This window comes from Mycobacterium sp. NPDC003449, from assembly GCF_053588415.1.
Window position 1 is genome coordinate 1 of sequence record NZ_JBSFPX010000007.1, and the last position, 18,625, is coordinate 18,625.

The window sequence follows — 18,625 nt, forward strand, 5'->3', positions numbered from 1 at the left end:
ACATCCTCGGACGATGGATGGTGTTCCTGAGCCCGCCCGACCACACGCGGCTGCGCGGGCTGGTGCACAATCATCCAGATTCGGCATCTCGCGTGCGGCGTACTCCGACGCCGAGTACACCGATGCGCCCGCCTCGCTCACCATGGCCTTCACCGGGGCCTTGGCACCGGCGGACCGGATCTCGGCGATCAGCTCGGCGGCCAGGGCGTCGGTCTCGCGGGATGCGGTGCCGTTGCCGACGGCGATCAGGTCGACGCCGTGGCGGGCGACCAGGGCGGCCAGCGTCGCCTTGGCCTGATCCCACTGCTTCTGCGGCTGGTGCGGGAAGATCGCGCAGGTGTCGACGACCTTGCCGGTAGCGTCGACGACCGCGACCTTGACGCCGGTGCGGAACCCCGGGTCCAGCCCCAGTGTGGCGCGGGTACCGGCGGGCGCCGCGAGCAGCAGGTCCTTGAGGTTGCGGGCGAACACCGCCACCGCCTCGTCCTCGGCGCGCTGACGCAACCGGATGCGGGCGTCGACCGAGGCCGAGATCATCAGCTTGGCCCGCCAGGCCAGCCGGACCGTGGTCGCCAACCACGGTGTGGCCGGCGCGTCCGCCGTCATGTCGATGCCCAGCGACTGGGCCACCATGGCCTGGTAGGTCTCGTCGTCGCCGCCGTCGAAGTTCAACGAAAGGGCCTGCTCCTTCTCGCCGCGCAGCACCGCGAGCACCCGGTGCGATGGCATGTTCTCCAGCGGCTCGGAGAACTCGAAGTAGTCGCGGAACTTCTGGGCGGCAGGGCTTTTGGCCGCCTCCTCGGACCACGGCGCGGTGCGGAGCGCGCCGTCGGCCCAGAACTTCTCCCTGGCGGCACCCACCAGCTCGGCATCCTCAGAGGCCCGCTCGATGAGAATGTGGCGGGCGCCCTCCAGCGCCGCGGCGGCGTCGGCGACGTTCTCTCCCAGAAACTCGCCCGCCGCCTCGTCGGGCACCAACGTCGGGTCGGCCAGCAGCCGGTCGGCGAGCGGCTCCAGGCCGTTCTCCTTGGCGATCTGCGCCTTGGTCCGCCGCTTCGGCTTATAGGGCAGGTAGATGTCTTCGACCCGGGCCTTGGTCTCGGCCGCCAGCAGCGCCGACCTCAGCTCGTCGGTGAGCTTGCCCTGCTCCTCGATCGAGGCCAGCACGGCGTCGCGGCGCGCGTCCAGTTCCCGCAGATAGGTCAGGCGCTCCTCCAGGGTGCGCAGCTGCCCGTCGTCGAGGCTGCCGGTGACCTCCTTGCGGTAGCGCGCGATGAACGGCACGGTCGAGCCCTCGTCGAGCAGCCCGACGGCGGCGGCCACCTGGCGCTCCCCCACGGCCAGTTCCTCGGCCAGGCGGGCGGTAACGGACTTCAACACAGGAAGGCTCTGGGTCACGTCGCAGGACCCTACCGAATCCGGCCGACAGCGCCGGGGCACGACGCTGTGTGTCTGCCCACCCGGACGTGCCTGTACCCGGAGGTCGTGGAATAGCGCCGGGACGCTTGCACGCCGTTCACCCGACGTTGATGCGGTGCGGCTAGCTTCTTCAGGACGCTTTCGAGAAGGAGATGGTGGTGGTCTGGAATATCGTGTGGATGATCGTCCTCGGTCTCATCGTGGGATGGATCGCGCGGCTGATCGTGCCGGGCAAGGAGAATTTCGGCTGGATCGCCACCGCGGTCCTCGGGATCGTCGGCGGCTATGTCGGCGGCACCCTGGGCAGCATCGTTTTCTCCCCGCACCAGTTCACCATCACCCCACCGGTCAGACACTCGTTCCTGGGTGCGTTGATCGGCGCGGTCATCCTGCTCGCGCTCTACAAGTTCGTCGCGGCGCGCTTCGCCAACAAGCTCTAGTATTCGGGACCAGCCAAGCAACGAAGCATTCAGCTGACAGACACGGCCACGCTGGACGGTGTCGAGGGGCACCGATGCGTGCGGCTCGATGACGATGCTTTCTACAGCAATGCTGCGGTAATCTCCCGGTGGGCGAACCTGGCTTGTTGGGGGCTTGGCGTGGCAAACAAGTTAAATGTAACGACGAGTGGTTTACGGGCCGGTGCGGGCGAGAGCGAGAGCCTCGCCGCCAGGCTGACGGCGGGCCCGATCGCCGGTGGTGCCGGTAGCCACGCCAGCCTCGCCGGGTTGAACGCGCTCGACTCAGCGATCAGATCGGTGCGGGACCGCCAGTCGCGACGGATGTCGGGGCAGGCTGCTGATATGTCAGCGGGCGGTACGCACTACGACGACACCGACGATGGCGCAGCCGGTGCTATCGCGGTGACGGTGTGAGCCCTGCCGCTGTCGCCACAGGCAGCGGAGTACCAACCCGTTCGGAGATCGAGGAGTGGCCGACCGGGCTTCTGGAGGAAGCCGCCCTGCGCTGGCGGGAGTTGGCAACACAGTCTGAGGAGGCGTTCGAGCAACACCGCTACAACATCATGACTCCCGGCGGCACGGACTGGGAGGGCGATGCCAAAGATGCCGCCCTAAACCGAGCGACTGCCGATATCTCAATAGTCCTCCGACAGGGTGAGGTGCAGGGAGAAGCCGCCGATATCGCTGAGAACGGCGGCAGAGATCTTCAGGCCGCCAAACGCGAGGCGCTGGAAGCCATCACCGAGGCCGAACAGGACGGTTTTCGAGTCGGAGAGGACCTCTCGGTTACCGACGGTCGCCGCGCGAACCCACTGACGATGGCCGACCGCCAACGCGCCGCCGCTGAACACGCTGAAGACATCCGTTGGTACGCCGAGCGCCTAGCTCAGGCCGATGCCTTCACCGGCGAGCGCTTGCACGCGAAAGCCGCTGAACTGGAAGGCATCCGGTTTGACGATGAGGACGAGGGACGCAATCAACCTCCGGGCTCGGTCCAACTGGTGGACAACAAAATCGAAGTCAACGCCGAGGACACGCCCGCCGAAAACGACAACAACGCGCCGGCGGACAGACCGGCACAGGCACCGGGTCGGATCGGCCCGTTCTCCGTCCCCAAGTCCGTAGCAGACCGCGCAGAGCATCCCAGCGAGACCGGTGATGTCGGAGGCACTCTCGAAGATCTGCTACAGCCGAAGGACGCCCCGCCTGATAAACCTGGCGATGAAAAGCCCGGCGGACTGCCCGCAGCATTAAGTCAGATGCCACCCAAACCTCTGGACCCGAACAGCCCGGAGGGCAAGCAGGTTCTCGCCACCGCCCGCCAATCGCTGCACACCGCGGGTGCGCCTCCGGAGGATGTGGAACGGACAATTCAGGCAATTCAAGCCTCAGGCAGGTCTGCTGACGAGGTGCAACGAATGCTCGACAATGTCCTCGATGACGCCAAGGACAACTACAACCCTCCAGACGGAGCGCGAGCGCCCGAACCTGGTATCGCAGAGGGGTTCGGCGACCGCTGGCGTGACATGGAGCAGGGCGTCAAGAACCTCTTCGGTGTGGGGGGACCCGGCGCACCCGGTGTGCTCGAATCCTGGAAAGACCTCAACGACGACATCACACGAACTCTGACGAACCCGATCGGGGTGGCTAAGGACGAGGCCGAGCATGCATTGAACTCGCCTAATCCCGCCTACTATTTCGGCGAGAAGCTCGCTGATGGCGCCGCGGCGACCCCTGGGCTCGTCCTCGGTCCTGAGGCGGCCCTCGCGGGACGAGGCGCGATCATCGACAGCCCCGGAATCCCACACGAAGTCGTCGACACACCGGGCCCGAATCACCACTCACCCACAGTCGCTGATCATCCCGCACCGACGACCATGGACCATTCCGCACCCGTTGGAGGAGGTAACTCGTCGGGGGGCATCACTCACGCACCGGAAGCAGGTGCGCCGCCTCCTCCACTACCGCCGGACTCACCGCTGTTCGACGGCTACCACGCCGTCGATCCTGGACCAGCGTTCGCCAATCCTGACGGCGGCCTCATCTACCCCGACGACAACCTGCCGAATAAGCCTTACGCCGTGCCCGGCACCGTCGTTGACAACGCCCAAATCCCGCAAGGCACCGTTATCGACCGCTTCGGATACCCCGGTGGTGCATACCTGTCGCCCGAGGGCGTTCCCTTCGCCGAACGCGCGCTGCCCCCTGACAGTGCCAGCAAGCCCTACTACCAATATGTGGTTGACGACCCGTCGAAACTCCCACCAGAGTGGCACATCGAACAATCACAAGCAGCGCCATGGTTTCACCAACCGGGCGGCGGCACACAGTACCGGATTATCGCACCCGATGGAGACGAGGCTTCGGTTGAAGCACTGGTTGATTGGGGATATCTGAAGGAGGTCAAGTAGCTGATGACGGATTTCTCTCGGCTATCAGAGAACTGGGTTGAATGGACCAGCCTCGCCCGCATGACCCATATCTCAATCGACACTGAGCCCGACGATTCTCAGATCCACTTCAAATCCGACGATCAATCCTTCGACCTACGACACGAGGGTGGCTGGTGGGTGGTAGACAAAGTCGATGATCGTGGGCAGCGACATAACGGACTGGCCAAATTTTCGACGTTCACCCTCGCGGAGAAGTACCTGATCTGGCGGTGGTCATCTGTGACACGGAGCGCCATCGGCGCGAACCAACTCGGGGCTCGTCTTCACGCTCTCGGGATGAATCCAAACGTTGTAATCACCCCAACCGAGCTGCAAGGCGCTGTCGAGTTACAAACGGCCGACGAGTCCGCCAGAGTACCTCGGTCAATCGCAACAATTTTTAGTCATCTGATGTCGAAGTCCGTTGATGACATTGAGCGGATGGTGAGGGAAGGAATCCAATAGTCCGGCATGGCAAGCAGTCACCCCGAGCGGTCGGGTGGTGAGCCGGCCGCAAATAGCGTCAGCGATCGCGGCCTTGTCACTGGACCGCGCCGGTGATCTGCTCGGAGTACCGGTTGTCGAGGTACTGCGTGATGTCGATCGGGTGGGGCAGGAAGCCCGAGTCGAGCAGACCCTTCATCAGGGCGACCTCGTCCTTGGTGCCCGGATCGTCGGGGCCCACCGGGACGAGGGTGGCCGCGCTGCTCCGGGCCGCCAACAGCGCCTGGTCGTCAGTCAGCTGCTGGGTCTTGACGTACGCCTTGGCGATCTCCTCGGGATTCTCGGCACCCCATTTCTGGAAGCGGGCGACCCGTTCGGAGAAGTCGCCGATCGCCGCCGAGAGTTTGGGATCCTTGAGCGCCCCGGAGCGTGCGGTGATCGATACGTAACCCGGGAAACCCACTTCGGTGCCGCTGGCGATCTGCTTCACCTGACCGGCGTCGATAGCCGCACCGACGCGGGTTATCGACGTCGAACCGGCGTCTACGGAGCCATTGATGATCGCCGACGAGATCGAATCACTCTGCAGTAATTGCACTTTCACGTCACGGGTGGTGAGCCCCGCCTTGTGCAGGGCCAGCAGGGCGACGGCGTTGGCATTACCGCCCTCGTTGTAGGTGTAGGACTTGCCCCGCAGGTCGGCGAGGGTGTTGATACCCGTCTTCGTGTTGGCCGCGATGATCGAGCCCGGGTACTTCTCCGGCTCGTACGGCTTGAGCAGTCCGACGATCTTGATCGGTGCCGTGGCGGCGGTCCACGGCTCCTTGGCCTCGGCGGCGCCCTTGGGGGTGGCGGTATCGCTGAGCCCCCAACTGATGTCGATGGCATTCCCGTACAGCGCCTGCACGGTCGGGCCGGCACCGTTCAGACGGGCCCATTCCACTTTGTACGGCGTGTTCTTGAAGAAGTCGGTGGCATCGGTCTGAGCCCGGGTCACGTCATAGAAGATGCCGACCCTCAGGGTCACATCGCCCACATCGACGCCGTCGAGTGTGCGTTGGCCTTCGGGTGCCTGTTGGGACTCGTCCTGGCTGGCGGTCGTGCAGCCGGCCACGGCCAGCATCAGAACCGCAAGGACGGAAGCGATTTTCATGGTTGCGCCGTGGCGGGTCAACGGGTCTCCTCGGACTGGTCGAGTTGGTCGGCGGCCGCGGTGACCCCGAGCTCGCGGTAGAGGCGGGTCTTGAGGGCCGCGGCCCGTTCGGGACTGCGGTGGTGGTCGAGGTCGATATCGACCGAGATCCGGGCTTGTTTGAGGACGAGTACCCGGTCCGCCAACCGAACCGCCTCATCGACATCATGGGTCACCAACATCACCGCAGGCCGGTGGTTGCGGCACAGCTCTTTGACCAGTGCCTGCATCTTGAGTCGGGTCAGGGCGTCCAGTGCGGCGAACGGCTCGTCGAGCAGCAGCACCCGGGGTTCTCTGATCAGAGCCCGTGCCAACGCGACTCGTTGAGCCTCACCCCCGGAAAGCGTTGCGGGCCACGCGGTCGCATGCCCGGCCAACCCCACTTCGTCGAGCGCCGCGAGCGCCCTTGCCTTGGTATGGGCGGGGCTGTCGACCCCGAGCAGGACATTGCGCCAGACCTTCTGCGATGGCACCAGACGCGGCTCCTGGAAGACCGCCGAACGTGGTGTCGACACCCCGCCGATCCCGCTGTCCAACGTGTCCAGGCCCAGCAGGATGCGCAGCAGCGTCGTCTTGCCCGACCCGGAGGCGCCGAGCAGCGCGACGAACTCTCCCGGCGCAACGGTGAGATCGAGGCCGGCGAAGATCTCCCGCTCCCCGAATGCCTTGGTGGCTCCGTCCAGTTGGATGGCGAATTCAGATGTCTCGGCAACGCTGCCCGCCGGGGCGGAATCCGGTTGGGTGCGGGTCACCATCGGGTCACGTCTCTTTCAGAAAGGTTTGATGCCAGGGCACGGTGATCCGGGTGACGATCCGGATGACGAGATCGACGGCCAGCCCCAGCACCGCGTACACCAGGACAATGGACAGCACGATGTCGGTGCGCATCGCCGCGCGCGGCGACAGCGCCAGGTAGCCGATGCCCGACGTCGCGTTGATCTGCTCCGCGGCGACCAGCGCGAGCAGCGAAACGCCCAGCGAATAGCGCAGGCCCACCAGAATCGTCGGCATGGCGAGCGGAAGAACGATCTTCATCGCTGTCGCGAACCGGCTGAGCCCGAACACCTCTGCTGCCTCGACCACCTTGCGGTCGACGTTGCGGACACCGGCGAAGGTGTTGAGGTAGATCGGAAACACGCACGCGGTGGCGATGAGCGCGACCTTGGACAGCTCACCGACGCCGAACCAGATCACGAACAGCGGCACGACCGCGAGAAAGGGAATGGTCCGCAGCATCTGGAGTGAGGCGTCGAACGCCCGCTCGCCTACGTAGGACAGCCCCGATATCAGGCCGGCGGTCAAACCGATGACGGCGCCGATCGCGTAGCCCTGACCGGCTCGCTGCAACGAAACGGCCAGGCTTTCCTGCAAGGTTCCGGTCTGAATCAGGTCCCAGAGTGCGCTGATGACCGTGGCCGGTGAATCGAGCGCAGACGGCGGGATGACGCCGGCGCTGGACAACACCTGCCACAGCACGACCAGCACGATCGGCACGGCCAACCGGTAGGCGTTCTTGCCGGATTTGAGGGATCGCCACGACCCCTTCGGTTTTGCGGTGCGTAACGGCTGCCAGTGGCCCCCGCCGGAGACTTCGGCGTCCGCGGTGGCCGAAGTCGGTGCGCTGGTGCCGACGCTCATGGCAGCTGCTTCGATCTCGACAACGGGGCTCCTCGGTGCGCCAGGGACTTACGGATCGCAGTCAGGTTATGTGCGCTTGCGCTGTGCGGTAACCCTTCGCGCACAGCGAGATTTAATGTCACGGGACGGGCAAGCCGAGGTGACCGCGCAGCGTCGTCGATTCGTATTCTCTGCGGAAGATGCCGCGGCGCTGCAGCTCCGGGACCAGGTGATCCACGATGAGGTCGAGCCCGTCGGGATAGAAGTCGTGGTTCAGGTTGAAACCGTCCGCAGCGCCTGCGGTGAAGAAGGCCTCCATCTCGTCGGCGACCTGCTCGGGCGTGCCGACCACCATCCGGTGCCCGCCACCGGCGATATGTCCTTCGAGCATGCCCCGCACCGTGAGGTTGTCGGTGCGCGCGGCCTCCAGTACGGAGTTGGCGAAGCCGTAACTGTTGGGCTTCCAGTCCGGCGCGTTGATCAGGTCCCATGGCGGCGGCGCGTCCAATGCCAGACTGTCGACCGGCAGGCCGAGCTGCTTGGCCAGCGAGGCCAACGCGTCGCCGCCCGCGGTGTTCAGGTTGCCCAGCAGGTCGCGACGCTCACGCGCCTCGGCCTCGGTGCTGCCGAGAACCGGCCACAGCCCGGGCAGGATCAGGACCTCGTCGGGGTTGCGGCCGTACACACCGCGCGCCCGGGACTTCACCTTTCGCGCGAACTCCTTGCCCTGCGCCAGGTTGTGCTCGGCACAGAACACCGCATCGGCGTGCTTGGCGGCCAGATCGATCCCCTGCTCGGACGCACCCGCCTGAAGTACCACCGGATACCCCTGCGGCGAGCGCGGCACCTGATAGACCGTCTTCACCCGCAGGTGCTCGCCGAGGTAGTCGACCTCCCGAACCTTCGAGAGGTCGGTCAGCTCGCCGGTCTCCTTGTCACCCACCAGCGCATCGGGATCCCATGATCCCCAGAGTTCTCTGATCACCGAGATCGCCTCGTCCGCACGCCCGTACCGGGTGTCGTAGTCGGGATGGGCATCCAGGCCGAACTGCTCACCGGCCTTGGCCGAGCGGGTGGTGACGACGTTGACGGCGGCCCGGCCACCGGAGGCCAGATCCAGCGAAGAAGCAAGGCGCGCAATGTGGTACGGATGACGGTAGGTCGACGACACCGTGGCCACCAGCCCGACCCGGGTGGTCGCGCGGGCAATCGCGGTGAGCACCACGAACGGATCGATCGCGTTCCACGGCTTGGTGAAGTCCTGCTTGGCGAAACCGAGTGTCTCGGCGAGGAACACCGCGTCGAGCAGCCCTCGTTCCGCGGTTCGCCCGAGGTTCTCCCACTCGCCGATATCGAGGAATCCGAGCGGGTCTTCGCGCAGGCGCCAGCCACCCGGTGCCCGCCCCAACGCGTTCGCGTTGACATTCAGGTGCAATTGTCGGGTGCTCATCGGCAATCTCCGGATCAGGCCGTGACCGCGGTGCGGCTCGGGTCGGGTAACGCCATCGGCGGCAGGCCGTAATGGCCGCGCAACGTGGTGGATTCGTACTCTCGGCGAAAGATCCCGCGCCGCTGCAACTCCGGCACCAGGTGGTCGGCGATCTGTTCCAGTCCGGACGGGAAGACGTCGAAATTCACGTTGAAGCCGTCGGCGGCGCGCTGGGCGAACCACACCTCGATCTCGTCGGCGACCTGTTCGGGCGTCCCGACGATGGCGTTCTGCGCGTTGGCGCGACGCTCCAGCACCTCACGGACCGTGAGGTTGTCGTGGCGCGCCACCGACAGGACGGCATTGGCACTGCCGACACTGCGCGGACGCCACTGCGGTGAATCGAAGAAGTCCCACGGCAAGGTCTTGTCGAGGTCCAGCAAGTCGGCCGGGACGCCCAGCTGGGTGGCGAGCGTGCCCACCGCGGCGGCGTCGACAGCCAGCGGGCCGGCCAGCCCGGCGCGGCGCGCCTTCGCCTCGGCCTCGGTGCTGCCGAGGGTGATGTTGAGGCCGGGCAGGATCAACAGCTCGTCCGGGTTACGGCCGTGGGCGGCCGCGCGGGTCTTCAGGTTGCGGTAGAACGCCTGGGCGGTCGCCACGGTGTTGGCGGCGCAGAACACCGCGTCCGCGTGCTTGGCGGCCACCTCGATGCCCAGCGGCGACGCACCGGCCTGCACGATGACCGGCCGGCCCTGCACGGAACGCGGGAACTGGAACCGGGCACTGAAACCGACGTGGTCCCCGTCGAAGTGCACCGTCGGCACCCGGCCGTCATCGACCAGCTCCCCCGTTGTGGGGTCGGCGACCAGGGCGGCGGGATCCCAGGAGTCCCACAGCTCCCTGACGGCGTTCAGCACCTCGTCGGCCCGGGCGTACCGGAACTCTCGGTCCGGCAACGGTTCATGTCCGTACAGGGCCGCCGCGGAGTCCTCACCGGAGGTGACGATATTGACCCCCGCCCGACCACCGGAGGCGATGTCGAGCGTCGCGGCGCGACGCGCGACGTCCCACGGCTGGTTGAAGGTCGCCGACAGCGTGGCGATCACGCCGATGCGGCTGGTCGCGCGGGCGACCGCGGTCTGGAGCATGAACGGCTCGAAGGCGTGCCAGGGCCTGCTGAACTCGGTGGCCCCCAGGTGGTCGGCGAGGAACACCGCGTCGAGTAGGCCACGCTCGGCGATCTGGCCGAGCTTTTCCCAGGACCCGAAGTCGAGAAACCATGTCGGAGGATCGCTGCGCCGCCAGCTGTTCAACGGTTTCGCGAGCCCGTTGCCGTTGACATTCAAATGGAGAAGCCGGTGCGCCACCGTTCAATCCTTAGCTCCAACCGTCGCTGGGATGAAGAGGAATCGGCTACCGGTTCCATCAAGCGGAACTACGCATTGGCAGGATGACACTTAAGCGCAGCCGTAGCGATGCGGTAGTTGAACCCCGTTGATCCTGCACCGCGGGCGGCTGACACTACAGCGATGACCGAACTTGCCGAGGCCACCGCCGTCACCTACGGCTCACAGCGGCTACGGGAACTGATCGACCACATCGCCGACGGCGCGATCGGGCGCGACGAACGCGATGAACTGCCGTACGAGGCGATCGAGGCCATCAAGCGGGCCCGGCTCGGTGCGATCCGCCTGCCGGTCGAGCAGGGCGGCGGTGGTGCGTCATTGGTGGATGTCTACAAGTTGTTCATCGACCTCGGCGCCGCCGATTCCAATGTGGCCCATATCGTGCGCAGCCATTTCGGCGTCGTGGAGAACCTGCTGCGCAGCACCCGCCCGCAGGATGCTCAGTGGCTGGAGCGGGTCGCACAAGGTGACCTGATCGGGTCGGCATCGACCGAACTCAGCGCCAAGGCGGGCGCGACCGATTTCCCGTACAAGACCGCAATCACCCGGAGTCCGGAAGGCTTGCGGCTCAACGGGACCAAGCATTACACCACGGGCAGCATGTACATGGACTGGCTGATCGTCGGTGTGACCGACGTCGACGGCGACAAGGCCGAGCTGATCATTCCCACCGACCGCGCCGGCGTGGTCCGGCCCAACGACTGGGACGGCTTCGGACAGCGCTTCACCGGCAGCGGCACCGTGAGTTTCGACAACGTGGCGGTGGGGCCCGAGGACTATTTCGCCAAGGGGGTGTTCACCCGCGATGCCCTGCCGTACCGCGCCACGTTCTTCCACATCCAGCTGAGCGCCATGATCGCGGGCATCCTGCGACGCGTCGCCAGCGACGCGGTCGACCAGGTCCGGGCCAAGAAGCGGGCGTTCTACCACGCCCCGGCCGACGCGCCCACCGAAGACCCGATCGTGCAGTACAGCGTCGGCCTGCTGCACAGTCAGGCGTTCGCCGCGGAAGCCATGGTGCTGGCCGCCGGAACGGCACTGCAGGAGGCGTACGCCGCGCACGGCACTGCCGACGAGCCCGAACTCGCCCTGCAGGCAACGCTGCTCAACGCCAAGGCCAAGGTCGTCATCGACGAGATCGCCAACCGCGCCGCCTCGGAACTGTTCGACATCGGTGGCGGCTCGCTGGTTCACCGCAGCAAGCACCTCGACCGGCACTGGCGCAACATCCGCTCGATCGCGGCCCATAATCCCAAGACCCTCAAGGCGGTCGCGGTGGGCCGCTACGCGCTGAACGGAACACCGCCGCCCAATCAGGGCTTCTTCTAGAACTCCCGGCTCTGGTGGCCCCGGCGCGCCGAGCGCGCCATGGCGAGCCTCTCACGTCAACGTCTCGAACAAGGAGATCGCATGGTCCGCAGGACCCTTCGCCGAGCCGTCGGCGCTGTCGGATTCGTCGTCGCACTCGCCGGCGGACTGACCGCGTGCGCCGGCGACGCCGGCGGGGCAAACACCGTCAAGTGGGCGGTGATCATCCCGCCGAACTGGGACCCGGTGCAGACCAGCTCGCATTATCCGCAGTACTACACGAACCTCGTTTACGAGCCGATTCTCGCGGTCACACCGGAAGGAAAGCCGGGGCCCGGTCTCGCGGAGAGCTGGGACTTCAACCGGGACGGCACCGAACTCACGCTGCATCTTCGCCAGGGCAACACGTTCACCGACGGGACACCCGTCGACGGGCAGGCGATCAAAAGCTTCTTCGACCGTGCGCTCAACGATCCCGAATCCGCCCGCACCGTCGACTTCGATTCGGTCGAGTCGGTCACTGCCGACTCGGAATCGACTGCCACCCTTCACCTGAAGCGCCCCGACTACAGCATCCTGTTGCGGCTCGGCCCCAAAGCCGGCCAGGTGCCCAGCCCGGCGGTGAGCCCCGCGCAGCTCAAGCAGAACCCGATCGGTGCGGGCCCGTACAAGGTGACCGAGTTCGTCGAGGGCGATCACGTGTACCTGGAGAAGAACCCGGACTACTGGGATGCGGCGAACATCCACGTCGACCGCATCGAGTTCCACCCGATGCCGGGACCGGCGCAGGCGGCCGCGTCGGTGACGTCGGGCCAGTACGACCTCGTCAACGCGATCGACACGGGAACGCAGCGATCCGCCGAAGGGCTCGACGGCGTGAAGGTGTTCAGTCCGGCCGGCAACAACAACTGGTACATCAATGTCAACCTGTCTCGCGCGCCGTTCGACGATCCGCAGGTGGTCAAGGCCCTCAATCTAGCGATCAACCGCGAGGAGTTCCTTACCAAGGCGGGCAACGGGATCGGCGAAGTCGCCACTCAGCCCTACCAGTCCGGGGAAGTCGGCCACGTGCCCGAATTCGACAACCCAGAATACAACCCCGAGAAGGCCAAGGCGATACTCGCCGCGGCCGGCCACCCACCGGGCTCGATCGCCATCACGATCCCCATATCGTCGGCCAACCAGGCTCAAGCGGAGGTATTGCAGACCCAGCTGCAGACGATCGGGATCAAGTCCGATATCCGGGTTCTGCAGGACGATGCGATCTCGAAGCTGGCGTTCACCAAGTCCAAGGAGTACCCGCTGCTCATCTCGGGCACACACAACTATCTCGACCCCCTGGAGACCTTCAGCCAGCAGTTCTCGGCCAACGGCAACGTCAATGTCAGCGGTCGGCAACCCGGCGACTTCGACGACCTGCTCCATGCCGCCTCGGCAACACCGCTCGACACGCCCGAATACGAGCCGGCGGTGCAGGCATTGGCGAGGTCGTCGCTGAATTTCGGCTCGAAGATCTACTTGTACACCTACCACTACTCCTACGTTCAGTCGACGAGGATCTCCGACTTCCCGCGGACCCCGGGCAGCGTGAGTTGGAAGGGCGTCACCGTCGCGTCTGGCACCGCATGACCGCCCTCACACGCGCGCTGCGGGTGGTCCTTCGGTGGCTGGGGGTGCTGATCCCGGTCTTCTTCGTCGCGACGTTCTTCACGTTCCTGTTGGGCGTGATCTCCGGCATCGACCCGGTGTTCGTCGTACTCGGCGATAATCCATCGGCAGGCGCGGCGCAGGAGCTGACCGCCAAATGGGGTCTGGATCAACCGTTTCTGGTCCAGTACTGGAACTGGTTGTCGGGCATCTTCTCCGGTGATTTCGGGTCCAGCTGGGTGTCCCAGGGGCCGATCGGCAATGTCCTGCTGCGCCGCGCCCTGATCAGCCTGCAGATCGCCGCGGTCGCCTTGCTGATCGGTATCGTGGTCGGCACCGCCCTCGGCGTCCTCGCGGTGAAATACCACGGCAGCTGGCTGGACCGATCGGTCACCGTCTTCACCACCGTGATGTCGGTCCTGCCGGCGTTCATCATGGGCATCGCCTTCATCCTGATCTTCGCCGTGGGCCTGTCGTGGTTGCCCTCGGCCGGCTATACGCCACCCGCCGTGGGTTTCTGGCCGTGGCTGTCCCACGTTCTGCTGCCCGCCGCCGCGCTGAGCCTCGATCTGATCGCCGATATCGCACGACAGCTGCGTACCGCGATACTCGGGACCCGTGAGGAGAACTATCTGCTCGGCGCAAAGCTCAACGGGTACTCGGGAACTCGGCAGCTGTGGGCTTACTCGATTCGCAACGGTGTCGGCCCGGCGATCACCCTTGTCGGGCTCAAGCTCCCGAGCCTGATCGGTGGTGCGGTGATCACCGAGACCATCTTCGGCATCCCCGGGCTGGGTATGTACGCGGCGGAGTCGGCGCTCGCCGGCGATGTGCCCGCGGTCCAAGGCGTTCTCGTCATCTGCATCATCGCCGTTGTCGGCTTCAACTTCATCGTCAACTCCTTACTGAACGTGCTTGCCCCACAGGGGCAGAGAGGAGCTTGATCGCCGTGATGTGGCTTCACTGCGTATTGCGCAAGCGCACCGGACAGCTGGCGCTGGTCCTGGTGGTCGGCCTCATCGTCATCGGCGCCTTCGGCAGTTGGCTCGCGCCGTACAACCCGCTCGATGCCGCCGGTGAGCCGCTCGCCGCGGCGTCGGCAGCGCATTGGTTCGGTACAGACAATCTGGGACGCGATGTCCTCAGCCGCATTCTGGCGGGCGCCGGCATCAGCCTGCTTGGCGGTGTGCTCGTGAGCGTGGTCGCCTTCTTCGTCGGCACCATCCCCGGCATTCTCTCGGTCTATCTCGGGCGGGTCTTCGAGTGGGCGAGCCTGCGGCTGATGGACACCGTGATCGCGTTGCCGTTCCTCATCGTCGCGGTCGCGGTGACGGCCCTGCTGGGCAACGGTCTGATCCCCGCGCTCGTGGTCGTCGGCATCCTCGTCTCCCCCATCTTCTACCGGGTGGCGAGGTCGGTCGCGCTCAGCTCGGTCACCGCGGATTACGTTCTGGCGGCGCGCCTTTACGGCGCCTCGACCTACTGGGTCGTATCACGGCATATCCTGCCGAAGCTGATCCCGGCACTGGCCGTAACCTTTGCCAACACGGTTGCGTCCGGTTTGATCGTGATCTCCTCGCTGTCCTTCCTCGGCATCGGCGTGCAGCCGCCGGCCCCGACCTGGGGCGGGATTCTGGCCGAAACCCTCGGGCATATCAGTCGGCAGCCGCTGGGTCCGATCTACCCGTCGGTGTTCATCATCGCCGCCGTGTGGGCTTTCCACGCGCTGGCCGATCTGCTCCGCGATTCCGAGGTCGAACGTGTTCCCGCGGACACCGCCGCGGCGCCGGGCGGGGATTTCGACAGTGCGCCACTGTCCGTCGTCGGGAAGGGGAAAGTGTGACCGAGACACCAATTGTCGTCCGGAACCTGTCACTGGAGGCGGACGTACCGATACTCACCGACGTCAGCGTTAAGCTGGAGCGAGGCAAGGTTCTCGGTATCGTCGGTGAATCCGGAAGTGGAAAGACCCTTCTCGTCAAGTCGATTCTGGGGGTGCTGCCGACGACCGTGCATCAGACCTCTGGCACGATCGAGCTCTTCGGCGAGGACGCCAGCACGTTCGACACCAGGCAGTGGCGGTCACTGTGGGCGAGCCGGTTCGGCGTCGTTTTCCAGGACCCCGGCAGCTACCTCAATCCCTCCTACACCGTGCAACAGCATTTCGACGAGTTCTACCGTGTTGTGCTGCGGGTCCCCCGCGCCGAGCGCCGCCAGCGGGCGCTCGACGCGCTTGCCGCTGTCAACATCCGCGACGCCGGGCAGGTGTTGACCCGGTACCGCCACGAGCTGAGCGGTGGGACGCTGCAACGCATCCTGATAGCGCTCGCGTTGGCCCGCTCACCGGATGTGCTGGTCGCCGACGAAGCCACCACCGCGTTGGATGTCACGGTCGAGGCCGAGGTTCTCGATCTCATCTCCGACCTCAAGCATGGGAGCAATATGTCGATCATCGTGGTGTCACACGACCTCTCGGTGGTCTCTCGGCTCGCCGACGACATCGTCGTGCTGCGGGAGGGGGCCGTCGTCGAGGCCGGTCCGACCCAGCAGCTGATGAACGCGCCGCGGTCGGAATACCTGCGCCTGCTGATCGACTCGCACACCAGATATGGTCTCGATGCTGCACCTCGGGCCCACGCCGTCCCCGTCGGTTAGGTGAACCAGATGCTCGAAGTCAACAACGTATCGGTCGCCTATCGCAGCCGACGGGGCCACAACGACGTCCTCAGAAACGTGAGCGCGACGATCGGGCCTGCGGAGGCGGTGGCTGTGATCGGCGAATCAGGTTCTGGGAAAACCACACTGGCGCGTACGATCCTCGGTGTCGTCGTACCGCGGGCCGGCGAGATCCGGTTCAAAGGGCGCGACATCGGCGGGCTGCGAAGCGCCGAACGTCGAGGGTTCCGACGCTCCGGACAGATCGACTACGTATTCCAGGACACGCTGGCGAGCCTGGATCCTGCTATTCCGGTGGGTGATTCGGTGATCGAACCGGTACTGGTGCGGTCGAGCACGTCGCGAACCGCCGCCGTCGAACGTGGCCGGGTGCTGTTCGACCGATTCGGACTGAGCCAATCCTTGTTCGGCAAGCGCCCCGCAGAACTGTCCGGCGGGCAGCGCCAACGGGTCGGGCTGGCCCGTGCCATTATCCAGCAACCCAAACTGTTGATCCTCGACGAGCCGCTGAGCGCACTGGATGCGGCCAACCGGGCCACCACCATCAATATGCTGGGCGAGCTGCCCCGACAGGGCATCGCGTTGCTCCTCATCACGCATGACATCGGGTCGGCGGCGGCCCTCACCCAACGTACCTACGTCCTCTGGCAGGGCAGTGTCGTCGAAGAAGCCGCCACGTCGGATCTCGTCCGCGATCCCACGCATGACTACTCGAAGCTGCTCGTCGGTTCCGCGGGAAGCCTGTTCAGGCACGGTATCTCGCAGGAGGAACGCCGGGCCCTGCGCCGCCGGCTCGAACTCGCGTGATCCGGGCGCGTGTCGAGTTGACCCAGAAGGTCGAACACGTGTTCTAATAGAGGGCGCCGCCGGCCCGCTTAACGGCGGACGAACTTCAGAAGGAGACTACCGTGACGATGACTGTAGGTGCACCGCAAGCCGACGTGTTGCACACCGAGTTCGATACCCCCGAGACCACTCCCGCATCCTCGGCGGCGCCGGTCGAGATTCCGGACACGGAGAAGCCGCGGAAGGCCCCGGCCAAGAAGGCGGCCGGCAAGAAGACCAAGACCCTCCAGCTGACCCTCACCGTCACCGGCACCGCCGACGGTGAATGGAGCGCGGAGCTCAAGCAGGGCACCACGTTCCTGGCCCGCGATCTCGCGGTCGCGGCCGCCGCCGTCTCGCGGGCAGCCAAGGAGCTGCACGAGGATCTTTCCATCCCGATCGACGAGGTGATCGAAGAGGCGCGCTCCCAGCAAGCCGCGCGGGTTGCCGCCCTCGAATCCGAACTGGAAGCGGCCCGCAAGGCCCTCGCCGATCTGGAGTGACGTCCGCGGGAGCTACTCGGCGGAACGCACCGGCCAACCGATCTCGGTCCGCCGCGCAGGCTTGATGTCGGATAGCGTCTCCTCGCCGAACTCGGCGAGGAGCGCTTCTGTGCATGTCCTTCCGTCGTGAGCGTGAACCTCGATCCCTGATATCGGCGCGGTCCTAGACGCCCGCTCGAGCTTCCAGCAGGACGTACGGGTGATGCAGCGCAGTGGTGCCGGCCAGCGTCAGACCGGCAGCGTTCAGGAGACGTTCGTAATGCACGGGCTCACGCTCCTGCCCGGTGAGCGTCAGCATCATCACCATGTCCATCAGCGCCGCCGGCAGGTGCGCGGGCGATGGCGCGATCGTCATCTCGACGATGAACAGTCGCGCACCAGGTTTCATGGCCCGCCGGATGTTGGCCAGGATCTTCACACAGGATCTGTCGTCCCAGTCGTGCAGGATGAACTTCAGCAGGAAGATATCGGCGGTCGGCACCTCGTCGAAGAAGTCCCCCGCTTTTCCGGTGAGGCGGTCGCCCAAACCCCGGCGGCGGCACTCGATCGCAACCCCGGCCATCGCGTCGGGCACATCCAGAACCATCGCACTGAGTTGTGGGTGACGCGCAACCAGCTCGGCCGCGAACACTCCCCTGGCACCGCCGATGTCGACGACCGACTCGGCGCCGGCGACATCGATTGCAGCGACCGCGTCGAGGATGGCCGGCACGGACAGGTTCGTGATGGCACGCTGAAACGTCTGGCCCTCCTCGGGATGCGCACCGAAGTACCCCCAGAGATCCTCGCCCAACGCGTCCACGACGAAGTTGTGGCCGCTGCGCACCGTCTCGGTCATTCGACTCGAAGGGAGCCAGAACGCCGGCCCACCGCATGCCAACGCGAAGTGTCTCATGCTCAGCGGCGAGTCCTCCCGTAGCACCGCGAGCTTCGGCGTATCGGCGAATGTCGACGTCGCGTCGTCGTAGGTCAGGAAACCGAGACAGGCCGCGGCGCGCAGAAGGCGGTAGGTCAGCCCAGGATCACCGCAGCAGCGTCGCGCAACCTCGCCGGCCGTCAGCGGTCCGCCGGACAGGTGCTCGGCTACGGACAGATCCGCCAGACTCCGCACGACCTGACTGCCGAAACCCGCCATGCACAGCCGGTACACATCTTCGTGATGGTCTCGCAGCGCGAGCTCGCGAGGCTGCGCATCTTGCTCGCCGGCGACGTTGACATACTCCATCTTCCACCTTCTCCGTCCAGATTGTCTTCCAGGCACAACAC

General features: G+C 65.7%; 18 protein-coding genes. 11 read left to right on the plus strand and 7 right to left on the minus strand.

Going from position 1 to position 18,625, the window contains the following annotated elements; all coding sequences use genetic code 11:
- Positions 1-1,398 (minus strand): Tex-like N-terminal domain-containing protein (locus ACWDTP_RS03590; RefSeq protein WP_450016662.1); only part of this gene is annotated, 1,398 nt, incomplete at its 3' end.
- Positions 1,399-1,577: 179 nt separating this feature from the next.
- On the opposite strand from ACWDTP_RS03590, the gene ACWDTP_RS03595 reads away from it, so the two are divergent.
- The 4 genes from ACWDTP_RS03595 to ACWDTP_RS03610 all read left to right on the plus strand — a co-directional run bounded on the left by ACWDTP_RS03595 (position 1,578) and on the right by ACWDTP_RS03610 (position 4,777).
- Positions 1,578-1,859: a GlsB/YeaQ/YmgE family stress response membrane protein gene (locus ACWDTP_RS03595; protein ID WP_450016664.1), complete on the plus strand. Its 282-nt coding sequence runs from the start codon at positions 1,578-1,580 to the stop codon at positions 1,857-1,859.
- 78 nt (positions 1,860-1,937) lie between these two features.
- Positions 1,938-2,294 (plus strand): hypothetical protein, encoded by a 357-nt coding sequence (locus tag ACWDTP_RS03600; RefSeq protein WP_450016666.1) that lies wholly within the window; start codon positions 1,938-1,940, stop codon positions 2,292-2,294.
- Positions 2,291-4,291: a TNT domain-containing protein gene (locus tag ACWDTP_RS03605; RefSeq protein WP_450016668.1), complete on the plus strand. Its 2,001-nt coding sequence runs from the start codon at positions 2,291-2,293 to the stop codon at positions 4,289-4,291. The genes ACWDTP_RS03600 and ACWDTP_RS03605 overlap by 4 nt, the downstream gene beginning before the upstream one ends.
- Before the next feature lie 3 nt (positions 4,292-4,294).
- Positions 4,295-4,777 carry a hypothetical protein gene (locus ACWDTP_RS03610; RefSeq protein WP_450016670.1) on the plus strand — a complete coding sequence of 161 codons (483 nt, stop codon included), beginning with the start codon at positions 4,295-4,297 and terminating at the stop codon, positions 4,775-4,777.
- A gap of 76 nt (positions 4,778-4,853) precedes the next feature.
- Here the strand turns inward: ACWDTP_RS03610 and ACWDTP_RS03615 are convergent, their stop codons facing one another.
- The 5 genes from ACWDTP_RS03615 to ACWDTP_RS03635 all read right to left on the minus strand — a co-directional run bounded on the left by ACWDTP_RS03615 (position 4,854) and on the right by ACWDTP_RS03635 (position 10,361).
- Positions 4,854-5,909, minus strand: coding sequence for an ABC transporter substrate-binding protein (locus ACWDTP_RS03615; protein WP_450016672.1), 1,056 nt, complete (start codon positions 5,907-5,909; stop codon positions 4,854-4,856).
- A 17-nt stretch (positions 5,910-5,926) separates the two neighbouring features.
- Positions 5,927-6,703, minus strand: a complete 777-nt coding sequence (locus ACWDTP_RS03620; RefSeq protein WP_450016674.1) for an ABC transporter ATP-binding protein — start codon at positions 6,701-6,703, stop codon at positions 5,927-5,929.
- A 4-nt stretch (positions 6,704-6,707) separates the two neighbouring features.
- A complete protein-coding gene (locus ACWDTP_RS03625; protein WP_450016676.1) occupies positions 6,708-7,586 on the minus strand; it encodes an ABC transporter permease in 879 nt (292 codons plus the stop codon).
- 118 nt (positions 7,587-7,704) lie between these two features.
- Positions 7,705-9,015, minus strand: a complete 1,311-nt coding sequence (locus ACWDTP_RS03630) for an NtaA/DmoA family FMN-dependent monooxygenase (protein ID WP_450016678.1) — start codon at positions 9,013-9,015, stop codon at positions 7,705-7,707.
- Between the two features lie 14 nt (positions 9,016-9,029).
- Entirely contained in the window at positions 9,030-10,361 is a 1,332-nt protein-coding gene (locus ACWDTP_RS03635) for an NtaA/DmoA family FMN-dependent monooxygenase (protein ID WP_450016680.1), read from the minus strand.
- 162 nt (positions 10,362-10,523) lie between these two features.
- On the opposite strand from ACWDTP_RS03635, the gene ACWDTP_RS03640 reads away from it, so the two are divergent.
- The 7 genes from ACWDTP_RS03640 (at position 10,524) to ACWDTP_RS03670 (ending at position 17,359) form a co-directional block, all read left to right on the plus strand.
- A complete protein-coding gene (locus ACWDTP_RS03640; protein WP_450016682.1) occupies positions 10,524-11,729 on the plus strand; it encodes an acyl-CoA dehydrogenase family protein in 1,206 nt (401 codons plus the stop codon).
- Between the two features lie 81 nt (positions 11,730-11,810).
- Positions 11,811-13,337, plus strand: a complete 1,527-nt coding sequence (locus tag ACWDTP_RS03645) for an ABC transporter substrate-binding protein (protein ID WP_450016684.1) — start codon at positions 11,811-11,813, stop codon at positions 13,335-13,337.
- Positions 13,334-14,299: an ABC transporter permease gene (locus tag ACWDTP_RS03650; protein WP_450016686.1), complete on the plus strand. Its 966-nt coding sequence runs from the start codon at positions 13,334-13,336 to the stop codon at positions 14,297-14,299. The genes ACWDTP_RS03645 and ACWDTP_RS03650 overlap by 4 nt, the downstream gene beginning before the upstream one ends.
- A gap of 5 nt (positions 14,300-14,304) precedes the next feature.
- Positions 14,305-15,198 (plus strand): ABC transporter permease, encoded by an 894-nt coding sequence (locus tag ACWDTP_RS03655; protein ID WP_450016838.1) that lies wholly within the window; start codon positions 14,305-14,307, stop codon positions 15,196-15,198.
- Positions 15,195-16,010, plus strand: a complete 816-nt coding sequence (locus tag ACWDTP_RS03660) for an ABC transporter ATP-binding protein (protein ID WP_450016688.1) — start codon at positions 15,195-15,197, stop codon at positions 16,008-16,010. Before ACWDTP_RS03655 ends, ACWDTP_RS03660 begins: the two co-directional genes overlap by 4 nt.
- A gap of 9 nt (positions 16,011-16,019) precedes the next feature.
- On the plus strand, positions 16,020-16,838 hold the full coding sequence (locus ACWDTP_RS03665) for an ABC transporter ATP-binding protein (protein ID WP_450016690.1): 819 nt from the start codon (positions 16,020-16,022) through the stop codon (positions 16,836-16,838).
- 101 nt (positions 16,839-16,939) lie between these two features.
- Complete coding sequence (locus ACWDTP_RS03670; protein ID WP_450016692.1) at positions 16,940-17,359, plus strand: DUF6319 family protein; 420 nt, start codon at positions 16,940-16,942, stop codon at positions 17,357-17,359.
- Between the two features lie 163 nt (positions 17,360-17,522).
- On the opposite strand, the gene ACWDTP_RS03675 is transcribed toward ACWDTP_RS03670, so the two are convergent.
- Entirely contained in the window at positions 17,523-18,584 is a 1,062-nt protein-coding gene (locus ACWDTP_RS03675; RefSeq protein WP_450016694.1) for a methyltransferase, read from the minus strand.
- Positions 18,585-18,625: the final 41 nt, after the last annotated feature.

Excerpts from the sequence above, each read along its gene's own strand:
- ACWDTP_RS03610 (WP_450016670.1), top strand. The coding sequence starts at position 4,295 with ATGACGGATTTCTCTCGGCTATCAGAGAACTGGGTTGAATGGACCAGC.
- ACWDTP_RS03630 (WP_450016678.1), bottom strand. The coding sequence starts at position 9,015 with ATGAGCACCCGACAATTGCACCTGAATGTCAACGCGAACGCGTTGGGG.
- ACWDTP_RS03665 (WP_450016690.1), top strand. The coding sequence starts at position 16,020 with ATGCTCGAAGTCAACAACGTATCGGTCGCCTATCGCAGCCGACGGGGC.
- ACWDTP_RS03675 (WP_450016694.1), bottom strand. The coding sequence starts at position 18,584 with ATGGAGTATGTCAACGTCGCCGGCGAGCAAGATGCGCAGCCTCGCGAG.
- ACWDTP_RS03640 (WP_450016682.1), top strand. The coding sequence starts at position 10,524 with ATGACCGAACTTGCCGAGGCCACCGCCGTCACCTACGGCTCACAGCGG.
- ACWDTP_RS03625 (WP_450016676.1), bottom strand. The coding sequence starts at position 7,586 with ATGAGCGTCGGCACCAGCGCACCGACTTCGGCCACCGCGGACGCCGAA.
- ACWDTP_RS03650 (WP_450016686.1), top strand. The coding sequence starts at position 13,334 with ATGACCGCCCTCACACGCGCGCTGCGGGTGGTCCTTCGGTGGCTGGGG.
- ACWDTP_RS03645 (WP_450016684.1), top strand. The coding sequence starts at position 11,811 with ATGGTCCGCAGGACCCTTCGCCGAGCCGTCGGCGCTGTCGGATTCGTC.
- ACWDTP_RS03620 (WP_450016674.1), bottom strand. The coding sequence starts at position 6,703 with ATGGTGACCCGCACCCAACCGGATTCCGCCCCGGCGGGCAGCGTTGCC.
- ACWDTP_RS03615 (WP_450016672.1), bottom strand. The coding sequence starts at position 5,909 with ATGAAAATCGCTTCCGTCCTTGCGGTTCTGATGCTGGCCGTGGCCGGC.